The following is a 12915-nucleotide window of genomic DNA, read 5'->3' on the forward strand; positions in this document are numbered from 1 at the left end:
ATTCCTCCTTCACCGTAACATGTAATGCATGAAGCAAAGGGCTCTCTAAAAGAAATAAAGTCTTTTATGGTCTATGAGTCAGGATGTGTGAAAAAGTCATAAATATGCTCTCCTATGTAGCCTTCCAGCTGCGCCTGAAAATCATCATCCTCTAATACTTTTCCAAAAAAGCCCTGGTTTTTCTCAAATCCTTCTACAACATAAGCCATAAATCGTTTCTTAAATCCTAAAATGAAATCCTCGTAAGTATTGTTCTCCGCTTGGGTTTTCAGCGACAGGTCCTCTGATGCAATGTCTACGATCTGTTGAATAGTTAACCTTTCATGTTCACCAAAATCAGTACCATTTTTTGAATTGAGCTTTTCAAGAATAACAGTCAAAGGATCTTTGGGCGGTTCCTCGTTTGATTTTCCGCCACTTACTGCAACCGAAACGCTGTGTTCTTCTCCATCTTGACCAAGCGAAATACTACCTTCATCCTTCTTTTTTATCGAATAGTATTCTAATGCAACTTTATCTTCTAAATCTACGTTATTTCCAGGCTTCAAGCTGATTTTCTTTAACAGAAAGCGAAGATACACAAAAAGTTTGTGAAGGTCGACATCTTGAAAAGGTGTAATCTGTAGTACGAACATGTAGATGCTATTCAATTTCCTTGCCTTACTAACAAAGTCCCGTTTCTCTTCTTCTTCTAATCCTTTGTATCGCTCTAGCGCTTCATCTATGTAGTAATTCAATCTTGCTGTATCTTGCTTCGTTTGCTTTTGTTTGTAAAAAATCTCTACGAACTCGTCGATTTCTGCACTACGAAGGATTTGGTACTCCTCAAGCTCTTGTTGGATGCTATACAGTTCATTTGGATCCACATCGCCCTCGAGAACGGTGTCTTCATAATACGGCTCGAATGCTTTTCGAATGTCTTCAGGATCATTTACAAAGTCTAGGATAAACGTATCTTCCTTATCTGGATGCGTACGGTTTAATCGTGATAAGGTTTGCACTGCCTTTAAACCAGTTAGCTTTTTATCAACGAACATCGTATGCAGTTTAGGCTGATCAAAACCCGTTTGATATTTCTCCGCTACGATTAATACCTGATACTCATCGCTATCAAACTTTTTCGGCAGTTGCTTTTCGGAAAATCCATTCATGTCCGTTTCCGCATATTCATTGCCTCTATCTTTTACCTTCCCTGAAAACGCGACAAGTGCTTTCATATCTACATACTTCTTTTTTCGGATATAAGCATCAAACGCAAGTTTATAACGGACAGCATGTAGACGTGATGCTGTTACAACCATAGCTTTTGCTTGCCCAGCTAACTTTTTACTTGTAATCTTTCGGAAGTGCTCGATCATAATCTCAGTCTTTTGTTCAATGTTATGGGGATGAAGACTTACAAAACGTGAGATAGCTTTCGTAGCTTTCGCGCTTTCAAACTCTGGATCATCTTCAATCTTTTTTGCCACGCGGTAGTAGGTCTTATATGTGACATAATTCTTGAGTACGTCGATGATGAACCCCTCTTCAATCGCCTGCTTCATGCTATATAGGTGAAAGGGACGTGGCTTTCCGTTTTCGTCTTCTGACCCAAACATCTTGAGCGTACTCCCCTTTGGAGTGGCAGTGAACGCAAAAAAGCTAACGTTTGGTTGCTTTCCAACACGTGATAACTCATCGATGATCTTATCTTCTGCATCCTGTTCATTCGCTTCTGCTTCCTCATCCATCGTTTGTGCTTCTTCTAAGGTTAAACTTGTTGTGAGCGCTGCCATATTCTTACCACTTGTAGAGGAATGAGCTTCATCGATAATGATCCCATAGGATTTATCACGAAGTGTTCCGAGCTTATCAAGGATGTAAGGAAACTTTTGTATGGTGGTGATAATAATCTTAACTCCGTTATTCAATGATTCAGCTAATTGTGTAGAATCCTCTTCGATTTTCTTTACCATACCCGCTTTGTGTTCCAATTGGTAGACAGCTTTTTGAAGCTGCTTGTCTAATACTTTCCGGTCGGTCACCACAATTATCCCATCAAATATCGATTCATTATCATCATTGTGAAGCGTAGCGAGTCGGTGTGATAACCACGAGATTGAATTGGTCTTGCCACTACCAGCACTATGCTGAATAAGATAAGAATGACCGGATCCGAATGATCTCGCATGCGTTAACACTTTTTGAACAGCGTCTCGTTGGTGATATCTAGGGAATATAAGGGTTTCCTTTTTAATGATCTTACCATCATCATTTTCTTCTTCATCGACCTTCAAATAGACAAATTTCCCTAATATCTCAAGTAAACTATCACGTTGCAACATATCTTCCCAAACATAATGTGTTCTCAACTTATCCTCAACCGGAGGATTTCCTTTACCACCTTTGTACCCCTTGTTATAAGGGAGAAAGAACGTTTTCTTACCGTTTAGCTTTGTTGTCATGAACACTTCATTGGTATCCATTGCAAAACAAGCAAGGGTTCGCTGCTTAAATCGAAACAATAAGTCTTTTCCAGAACGATCATACATCCATTGTTGCTTGGCATCTTCCACGTCCTGACCAGTGAATTCATTCTTTAATTCAAAGGCTAGAACTGGTAAACCGTTCAAGAAGATCACGAGATCAATTCGTTCTTCTTCTTTATGAACAAGTTCCTCCGTCACTGAGAGTCGATTTTTTTCATATAGAGCGGTTATATCAGGGTTCAATGTCGTAGGAGGCTTAAAGTATGCTAGGTGCACCTGAACACCATAATCTTTTATGCCGTTTCGCAACACATCAACCATGCCACGTCGTTTCAACTCGGTATCCAAGCGAGAAAGAATTTTCTTTCTCGCTTGTCCCTTATAAATTTCCGTTAATTTGGCAATAGCCTTAGGCTGTGTGTCTTCTAAGAATGTGAACAAATAATTTTCATCAATGGCATATTTACTATTGAAATCTTTGTTGTACCCTTCTTGATAGCCGTGGTCAGTAATCAAAAACTCTTTAATCACTGTTTGAAACGCACGTTCTTTTAGAGTATTTGGCGTTACAATCATGACGTCACCTCCTGTTCGTACGTGACATACTCACGTACGTCTATTTTCCCGGTAACCGCTTCGTAGATGAGGGATTGACGATATTTTTGAAGTTTTTCTATCTGACATTCAATCCCTATAATTATTTCTTTAATATTTTTATTAATTGAATCCAGACGGTTTGCAATTGCAATTTGTTCATTAAGAGGAGGTACAAGGATCAAACCATTTTTGATTGCTTCCTTGCCTAATCCAAACCTTGTTACACCATTCGCTTTAGTTTGGTACTGTTCATTTATTGTGATAGATTTCAAAGCATAAAACAGAAACTTACCATCCATCTGTTTATTGGGTCTGATTAGTGCAAGGTGATACCCACACACCACATCATCAAAATCCTTTGAAACCCAAGCTGGAACAGCAATATCCGAAGGGGACTCTGAATCTTTTGTTATTAATACATCATTCTTTTTTAATTTGAATCGCTTGATCTGTTCAGGTTTTGCTGTTGCCTTCATAAAATCGATTGCATCGGAGATTTCGTCATTATAATAAACATCAACATAATTACACAGAAATATCTCCTTCTGACCTTTAACACTTTTCTTGTCTACGTTACTCAGGTGCACCTCAGACGTATATTTTAGACTCTTAATTTCCCAGTGCACTGGAATATTCCCGAGCCACCTTACTCCACTTTCCTTTAGTTTCACATCAGAATTTAATCCACGCGTCACAGTTTCTGTGATGAGGGATTGACGATATTGCTTTAGGATCTCGATTTGTTGTTTCTTTTTTGAAATTACTTCGTCAATTTGTTTACTTTTCTTTCGAAGGTAGGACACAATAATCTTTTGTTCAATTTTACTTGGTAAAACAATATTGGCAGATTTGATTATCTTAGAGTTTAAGCCAGACATTATGCTACCATTTGAATTCACCTTAAATTGTTCTTTTACATAATTACTTTCATCTATTACTAACGAAATAAATTCTGGAAAAGCTTTGTTCGTATCAACCCTTATTCTCATTAAATGAGAATCCATAATTCCTTGTTGAATTGTTTCTGGCACAACCTGACATTTTCCAATAGTGCCCATCATTGAAATTAATATATCTTTAGGCTTAACCTCGTATTGAAGCAGATTATTAAACTTATTATCACTAATAAACCGTCGACCAAGAGAAAAATCTCTTGAAATAAGATTCTCCTGACCATATACCTTATATGGAAATGACTCATGCATTTCATCTAATTTCAAACTGCTACCAAATGGTCCAATCTTAATATCATCTAGTAAATATTTTAATTTCTTAACTTCCCAACTTCTTGGGATCTCACCGACTGACTCCTCACCAGATTCTTTATATTGGTCATATAATTTTAATCTCATTATACTAAAACCCTCTTCAGAAGTTCCTGCACCTCTTCTTCAAGATTAATCGCATGTTGCTTTAACACCTCAGAAGACTCAAGCACTTCGTATTTATAAAAATAGCGAGTGAGTGGAATATCATACCCAATCTTTGTTTTACTTTCATCGATCCAAGCATCCGGAACATGGGGAAGGACTTCGCGCTCAAAGTAGTCATAAATGTTTTCTTTTAACGGTACATTCTCAGTATCACGAAGAGTAGGATCGGGTTCAGGATTCCCTTTTTTATCAAGACAAATATCCGCATTTTCATCCCTCTCCGATAAACCCATATAAATCGCTTTCCATAGTCCTGCTTTTATTTCAGGAATACCTTTAAACATTGGCTTCAATACCTTTAAAAACCCTTCGCGGTTCTGATATAAAACATCTGAAACATTATCTTTTAATACTGAAATTATCTTATCTTGAAGTACTAACCCTTCATAATAGTTCTCAATCTTTTTTAGATCAACTGCTTTTTTCTTTTCCTTTTGTTTAAGCTTGTCTAACTCATCTTGATTGTACAGTTTGGCAAAAGCAGATTCATTATATAGGTTTTGAATTCGTTCAGGTGTAACCATAAAATTCAGCTTTAATGGACGTTCAACCGTAATTTTTGAATATCCAAAGTCCTGCAAATCAAAAATTTTACTACGTTCATTCTCTTTAAATTCCCCGTAAAGACGTGAAATCTCAGAAATCTGCTCTTCAGTGATCTCATGTCGCTTATTCCCCAAGCTTTTACGCATCTTCACATAAGACTGGGTAGCATCTACTAATTGTATTTTGCCTTTGCGAACAGCCCCATGAGTTAAGTTATTATTTTTACGATTCGATAATATCCAGATGTAAGTAGATATACCCGTGTTATAAAAGAGTTGATTTGGCAAAGCAACAATGCCTTCTAGTAAATCGTTCTCTATGATCCATCTGCGCACTTCGCTTTCTCCACTGCCAGCGTCACCGGTGAATAGTGGAGAACCATTAAAAATAATCGCCATTCGGCTGCCTTTTTCATCCTGTTTCATTTTGGAAACCATGTGCTGTAAAAACAACAAAGATCCATCTGAGGTTCTCGGTAATCCAGCGCCGTAACGTCCATTAAAACCCATATCTTCATGTTCGTCTTTAATGTCTTCTCCATAATGTTTCCAATCAACACCGAATGGTGGATTCATCAATGCATAACGAACATTCAAATCTTTATGACCATCAGAATCGGTTAAAGAATTCCCAAATGCAATATGTCCAGCATTTTGACCCTTAATTAGTAAGTCTGCGCATGCAATCGCATACGACTTCGGGTTAATTTCTTGCCCGAAAACTTCCACTTGTGTATTAGGGTTTAATTGAGTAATAAACTCAGTAGCTTCAGATAACATACCGCCTGTTCCGCACGCAAAGTCACCTACTTGCACTATCTTTCCTTCTTGCATGAGGTCAGTTTGGTCTTCATTTAAGATGAGGTTGACCATAAGTTTGATGACTTCTCGAGGCGTATAATGATCCCCTGCCTCAGCATTTTCTGAGAAACGACGAATAAGTTCCTCAAAGATGTATCCCATTTGTAAATTTGACACTGTGGTTACACGTAAATCGATACTTGCAAACATCTGGATTACGCTATAAAGCAAGTTATGTTCATCCAGCTTCTTGATTTCATCTTCAAAGTCAAAACGTTCAAAAATTGTCCGGACGTTTGATGAAAAGCCCTGTATGTAATTTCTTAAATTATCCGCTACGTTATCAGGATCCTTAAGCAACGTAGGGAAGTCGTATTGACTAGTATTATTGAAATCATAGCCAGTTTCTTTATTTAATATGGCATCGTGTCTGATCGTTTTCGCTTTCTGAAGCACTTTTTCTTTGGTCGGTTCTAACAAACAATCAAACCGACGTAACACCGTCAATGGTAAGATTACGTCACGGTACTCTTCTTTTGCATACGGTCCGCGTAATATCTCTGCGTTCTTCCATATAAAACTGACGAACTCATTATTTTTTAATATTTCCATTGTAAATAGCCCCCTCCATAAAGAGATGTTTATGGATTTTCATAATATCCCTTGTTATGTGTTATTTTACCATACTCAATGATCATCAATAATCGCATATTTCCCTGTTTGCTTATCTGGTTTTCTTGAAATCCGATCGTTATTTATCTTTCAAATATTAGTACACATTTACCATATATTGTTGTAACCTATAGTAGAATCATTACATAAATGATTCATGTAAACTATTTATTCCCTTCAAGGAAAGGTAGTGCCCTTACCAGGAGAATGACTTTATGTCATTTTAGCATTGCCTTTTTCTTATTAATACACTGTTTGACTAAGTGCAGTCAGTACACCATGGACTTAGTTTAGAATACAATTTGAAAATAGAACCCACAGAAATAGATTTTTCCTTCAAAATTTAAGTATACAAATTTTGTATAATGATGTATATTTTACTATAAGATCCGAGGGCATTACTTTGGGGACTGAAGGGTTTTTGCGCTTCTTTGTTTAAGGAGTTATACGGGGGAGAGTGAGCTGGTACTCACTCTTTTTTATTTGTCGTCCTGAGAACACTCTCATTGATGCCGAAAGGGTAATACACCAATCGCAATCACTACTACCGAATAAGCTAAATTCAAATATGACTAAATAGCTGATAAATAAAACCTAGGCAATTGCCTAGGTTTTATAGAAGGAGGTAATCATTTTTAGTATTTATATTTCACGACAAAATCCGGATCAACTGTATACTGAAACCCTAGAACTGTGAGTCCATTTTGGAATTTTTGAGCTTGTTCTTCTATCACTTGTCCCTGTATAGCTTCTCCTTTAGTTCCCTCACTATCATAGTTCGCACCCGCCGGCAATATTGTGGTAAACCGGACCGTTCCTCTCGGCATATCAAACCCTTTGAAAGGTATCGTAGCTCTCACATAAAAATGTCCATCACTTTCAGGATAAATTGAATACTGGTAATTCAGTTGATACACATTACCTGAAACTGGCTGCATTTTTATTGGTTGCATATAAAGAGAAGCTAACCCAAGGAAAGCATCAGATTTTGCTTCTTCTCTATTTCCGCTAGCCACTTGTTCTTGGAAATCCTTAATCTCTTGTAAGACAACAGATTTTGGTATTGGAGAAAACTCTACATTTCCAGCTTGAAATAACTTTAAGTCTTGTTCTGGGATCTTCTCTAAACTCGGTACCAAGAATTCCTCTTCCTCTGGTAATTGTGTTGATAACTGAAAATAGGTTTGAACTGTAGCTGTGTCAAACTCTTTCCCGTATCTTGATGTAGGAACTATCGTTACTACTGCATCCTGCATTGTACATTGATACATAATAGAATACCTCCTGAAATTCCTCCTTCATAAAACGTAATATTCTACAAAAGCACTTCTTATCCTCCATATATTTACAAAATAAAAGCCGTTTTATGGAATAACATGAATGATCACTTCCTTCTTTCTATTGAGAAGAAAAAGATCGAACCACATAAATTGGCTCGATCTTTTTTGCGCCGTTACATTAGATAGTAAATACTTCTGTAATTTTCTCAATATCCTCTTCTGTTAATGAGGCAAATGAAGATCTCATATCAAACGATTCATCCAATTTTCTAATATAAAAATGTCTACCTATTTGAAAATTCCCATTCTCTATATCTAATTCTTCTTTATTTGCAACAATAATTGTTTCTTTAATAGGACTAGATACATAAGCGTAATCATTTCCCAGAACTTCCTCAAAAGCTTTTCTACTAATTTTGATACTTATCCTTTCAGGCACAATGTCATGAACATTTCTATAAAATAGTATATTTACCATTTTTATCCCCCTCTTTCCCTAATTATAGCATAACTGATCTTAGTCAATACTTGTTCTTTTTCCAATTCAATAAATTTGAGGGGGCATCTTTAGAGACAGGATGAGTTTTCTTTTGGAAGTTAACCACAATGAATTAAAGTTTCAAAAAACCTCGAACCAACATTTATTGGTTCGAGGTTTTTTAATCTTTTGTTTCTATATCAGTTCCCAACTCTTTTGTCCGGTTCCCGACTCTTTTATAATTCTACATCAGTTCCCGACTTTTTTGTCATTCTACAATTGAGTTACTTAATTTGAAATGTGAAAAATTCACCATAATAAAAAGAAGGCAAGTAGATGAATTCATCTACTTGCCTTCTTTTTTTACTTATCTTAAATTTCTGTGGTTCAAATAATTGTTTCAATATTATCATTGATATTTCGATGATTCGATGGTATTTCTATGGTTCGATGATATTTCTGTACTTCAATAAATTTTCGATGTTTCTATTATAGTATTCTTCTTTATTGTCATTATACCTTATTTCTTAATTCAATGTCAACATTTTTTTCCATTGTAATGACTTCTTTGTTAGTCTTGTTTAGTTTAAGAGTATCTTGAGTACCAGTACTTGAATGATGTGGTTGTTTTCCTCTTGCAAAAATCCCATGTTCGCATCCCTCTTCAATAATACTCATTATATTACTTATATTGTTAAATGGTGGGGCGGTCTTCCCTTGTTTCTCTCGCATCCGTTTAACTCCGTGAGCAACACCGATCCAAGTTAGTTCTGACTCATTTATCGCTCTCATCATATGAACTACCTTATGTAATACCACTTCCATATCTCTAGAGATAGGATTTATTTTTTCAAATGAATCTTCATCTTTAGTTTGTTGAAATCCGTAAATATCAAAGATGTCATCCAATAACTTTACTGGTAAATCGCAATCAGAAAATTTTTCGAAGCAACTTTTTTTTAATGCAATGAAGGAAACCTTCTTATCCTTTTCTCCTTTTAAAAATAATGCTGGATGTAGAAAAATACTATCTCCACTAACTATTATTACTTCTTCAAACTCTTCACTAGTTGTTAACACTTCTACCACCATTTTACCATCAGAACTATTACGTGCATTAACTACGGAGTCAATCATACTTAAATTCAAACTAGTGATTGTCTGTTTTAAGTGCTGGAAGTTATCCCAAACAGCAATGAGCTTAATATCTGACGACTTAGTTATGCTCCACTGCTTAATTAAATAATCTTTAAATTTCTTATAACCTTTAGGTGTTAACCTTAATCCATAGTTGTTTTCCAATGAATTATACAGGTTTTCAAAATCCACATAACATATAGTTGACATGTATAAACGCCACTCCTCAATACTCAGAATTAATTTTCCGTATAAAAACCTTACATTCTTGAATTAATGTACCCTAGACAACTTGTGCTGCTTTGATAAACACCCAATGTTTAGTCCTGTTACTATAAGATTTTGATGCAGGAACACTCAATAAAGTACTTGCGTGCTCACTCCTTCATAGGAAGTATAATTCTACTAAAACCAATCAATATCCTCCATTTTTTTACAAGTATATTAATGATTTTCATATATCTGTTATCCTGTAAAAAGTTCACCCTTAGAATATAATATTTTTTTGTTTTTGCTGACAACCTCTAACTGTTTTTCTCGATTTACATTAAAATCTCTTGTGATTGTTTTCTATTATTATTTTATTTGTAGCTTCAACCCAAGTAATAACTTCTTGTAAATCAACTTCGTTGTTCCAAAACTTCAGTTTAGTTCTTTCTAACTTTCGAAAAGTATCCATTTCAGATCCTCCCAAGAGATAGCCCTCACCAATAGCTAAGTCTATATACTGTTTTTCATTGGTGCTAGTTGCCCAAAGATCCATTCTTTCCTCTAGATGTTCAAAATCATTTCTAATGTTCCTCAGTGTCTGTGGAGGCGGGGGCATACCGGGGTTTCTTTCGTGGAGTATTTTAGCTCTTTCTTTAGATCTATGTACACATCTAGATCCAAGAGCATCGAGATCTATAATTCTGACCAATACCATTGCATGATTAATTATTGAAATTGCGTGGTTAAATGCATTAGTTGGAGGTTTAACCCTTAGCGCCTAGTTAAAGTTAATAGCTTCTTGTTTAATCCAATTATTCCGCACGTCAAATTCGTGTTCATAAATTCTCATAACTTTACTAAGTTCCGTGTCATCATTTGGGAAAAATTCATTCCTCATATATACCCTCCTATCCAATACAAACAAAACCTATGGACAGGTTATTGTCAAGATACAAAAACCAAATATTGATGATATTAAACTTTCTTTAGTTTTAAAAAAGCTCGAACCAGTTTTCGATAGCTCGAGCTTTTTCTAACATTATTCTTGATCAATAAGTGACTTTTGTGACATTATGCACTAGATAATTTTTTTCAATGATCAATATATACTTTTCGAGATAACACCTTCGAAACTAAACCAAGCATTTAAAAAAACCCCAAACCATTAATTCGGTCCGGGGTTTTATAATATTTCCCTTTTTAATCGGTTCACGACACTTTTGTCCTTTTACATTAGGGTAAAGCTTTTTTGTGAAGGATACATCTTTTTTGTAAAGGATACATCTTTTTTGTAAAAGGCAAAACTTTTTTGTAAAGCGTCAGTTACTGGTAACGGACGCTTCTATTTATTCTACAGTTACAGATTTAGCAAGGTTTCTTGGCTTATCAACATCACATTCACGGTGAAGTGCTGCATAATAAGCAAGCAGTTGTAGTGGTACTACAGAAACAAGTGGTGTTAAGTGCTCATGCACTTCATCGATTACGATTGAGTCGTTTTTCTCTTCAAGACTCTTCGTCGTTACGATACAAGGAGACGCGCCACGAGCAACTACTTCTTCAACGTTTGAGCGGATGCTTCCGTTCACGTGCTTCTGAGTTGCGATCGCAATAACAGGCGTACCTTTTTCAATAAGTGCAATCGTACCATGCTTAAGCTCTCCTCCAGCGAATCCTTCAGCCTGGATGTAAGAGATTTCTTTTAGTTTAAGTGCAGCTTCTAGACATACGTAGTAGTCTACGCCACGACCGATGAAGAATGCATTACGCGTTACAGAAAGAAATTCACGAGCTACCGCTTCAATCTTTTCTTTCTGATCGACGATCGATTCAATTGCATTCGCTACAATTCCTAGCTCCTGAAGAGGATCGAAATCAAGCTTAATGCCTTTAGCTTGTGCCGTATCAACCGCAAGAATGGTTAATACCGCCATCTGAGCTGTATAAGCTTTTGTCGATGCTACAGCGATCTCAGGACCCGCATGTGTGTGAAGCGTGTAATCTGCTTCACGTGAAAGCGTTGATCCAGGAACGTTTGTAATCGTGAGTGACTTGTAGCCTTTTTTCTTCACGTTTACAAGAACGCCACGACTATCTGCCGTTTCACCACTTTGTGAAATAAAGATGAATAGTGGATTTTTTGAAACGAGTGGCATATTGTAGAGGAACTCACTCGCAATATGCGTTTCAACAGGAACTTGAGCGATGTTCTCGATAAGCTGCTTTCCAACAAGACCAGCATTGTAACTTGTTCCGCAAGCAATGATGTAGATTCGATCCGAATCCTTAACAGCGTTTCGAATATCTTCATCTAGCTTGATGTTGTCATTATCATCTTTATATTTCGTGATGATATTTCGGATTGCAAACGGCTGCTCGTCGATTTCTTTAAGCATATAGTGCGGGTACGTACCCTTTTCAATATCGCTTGCATCGATTTCAGCAGTGAATGGCTCACGTTCAACCGTTTTTCCATCCATATCTTTGATCGTGATTGAATCACGCGTTACAAGAACGACCTCTTCATCCATCAATTCGATGAATTCATTCGTTACTTGAAGCATCGCCATAGAATCACTTGCGATCACGTTAAATTCATCACCTACTCCTACAAGAAGCGGGCTTTTGTTCTTTGCAACAAATAACGTGTCAGGATTTTCATTATCGATCAGTGCTAGTGCGTAAGAACCGTGAAGTTCTTGAAGCACTTGATGAAATGCCTCTTCTACTTGCATGTTGTGCTTTACTACAAATGTCTCAATCAGTTGTACCACGACTTCAGTGTCAGTAGCACTAACGAATTCAGTTTCGGATAAGAAGTTGCGTTTGATTTGTTGATAGTTCTCAATTACACCATTATGCACTAGCGTAAAACGTTCTGATGCACTTTGATGCGGGTGTGCGTTTATTTGACTTGGTTCACCGTGTGTTGCCCAACGTGTATGTCCAATTCCAGTAGTCGCTTCTACACTCTCATCAACTTGTTTACGAAGATCTGCAATACGTCCTTTTTCTTTCGTAAGGTGCAAGCCTTCGTTATTAAGAAGAGCGATACCAGCTGAATCATAACCACGATACTCAAGTTTTTCTAGCCCACGCAATAAAATTTCTCTAGCATCTTTATTTCCAATATATCCAACAATACCACACATAAAAAGTCCTCCTTCAGTTGAAGGAACAGGTGTACCTCGGGGCAGACCTGCCCCTTCTTTTCCGATTATCAAGTACGTTTCTTCACCAAGGTTTTGGTTTTGTACAGAAAGTCACCTTCCTGTTTTAACGCAAAACCGTACG

General features: G+C 36.6%; 8 protein-coding genes. All 8 read right to left on the bottom strand.

The annotated features are described in order from the left end of the window. Positions 1-71: 71 nt before the first annotated feature. The gene (locus ACXAEY_RS20820) at positions 72-3044 is read right to left on the bottom strand and encodes a type I restriction endonuclease subunit R (RefSeq protein WP_474814612.1); all 2973 of its coding nucleotides are present in this window, start codon (positions 3042-3044) and stop codon (positions 72-74) included. Then, positions 3041-4417, bottom strand: coding sequence for a restriction endonuclease subunit S (locus ACXAEY_RS20825; protein ID WP_474814614.1), 1377 nt, complete (start codon positions 4415-4417; stop codon positions 3041-3043). Before ACXAEY_RS20825 ends, ACXAEY_RS20820 begins: the two co-directional genes overlap by 4 nt. Continuing rightward, the gene (locus ACXAEY_RS20830) at positions 4417-6456 is read right to left on the bottom strand and encodes a type I restriction-modification system subunit M (protein WP_474814615.1); all 2040 of its coding nucleotides are present in this window, start codon (positions 6454-6456) and stop codon (positions 4417-4419) included. Before ACXAEY_RS20830 ends, ACXAEY_RS20825 begins: the two co-directional genes overlap by 1 nt. A 695-nt stretch (positions 6457-7151) precedes the next feature. Beyond that, positions 7152-7787, bottom strand: a complete 636-nt coding sequence (locus ACXAEY_RS20835) for a hypothetical protein (RefSeq protein ID WP_474814617.1) — start codon at positions 7785-7787, stop codon at positions 7152-7154. 187 nt (positions 7788-7974) lie between these two features. Further along, positions 7975-8274, bottom strand: a complete 300-nt coding sequence (locus ACXAEY_RS20840) for a hypothetical protein (protein ID WP_474814619.1) — start codon at positions 8272-8274, stop codon at positions 7975-7977. 513 nt (positions 8275-8787) lie between these two features. Further along, positions 8788-9621, bottom strand: a complete 834-nt coding sequence (locus ACXAEY_RS20845; protein WP_474814620.1) for an NYN domain-containing protein — start codon at positions 9619-9621, stop codon at positions 8788-8790. Between the two features lie 337 nt (positions 9622-9958). Beyond that, positions 9959-10174: a hypothetical protein gene (locus ACXAEY_RS20850; RefSeq protein ID WP_474814622.1), complete on the bottom strand. Its 216-nt coding sequence runs from the start codon at positions 10172-10174 to the stop codon at positions 9959-9961. Positions 10175-10967: 793 nt separating this feature from the next. Next, on the bottom strand, positions 10968-12773 hold the full coding sequence (gene glmS, locus ACXAEY_RS20855; RefSeq protein ID WP_474814624.1) for a glutamine--fructose-6-phosphate transaminase (isomerizing): 1806 nt from the start codon (positions 12771-12773) through the stop codon (positions 10968-10970). Between the last annotated feature and the right edge of the window lie 142 nt (positions 12774-12915).

The sequence above is a fragment of the Anaerobacillus sp. ABA4_114 genome, from assembly GCF_056159065.1.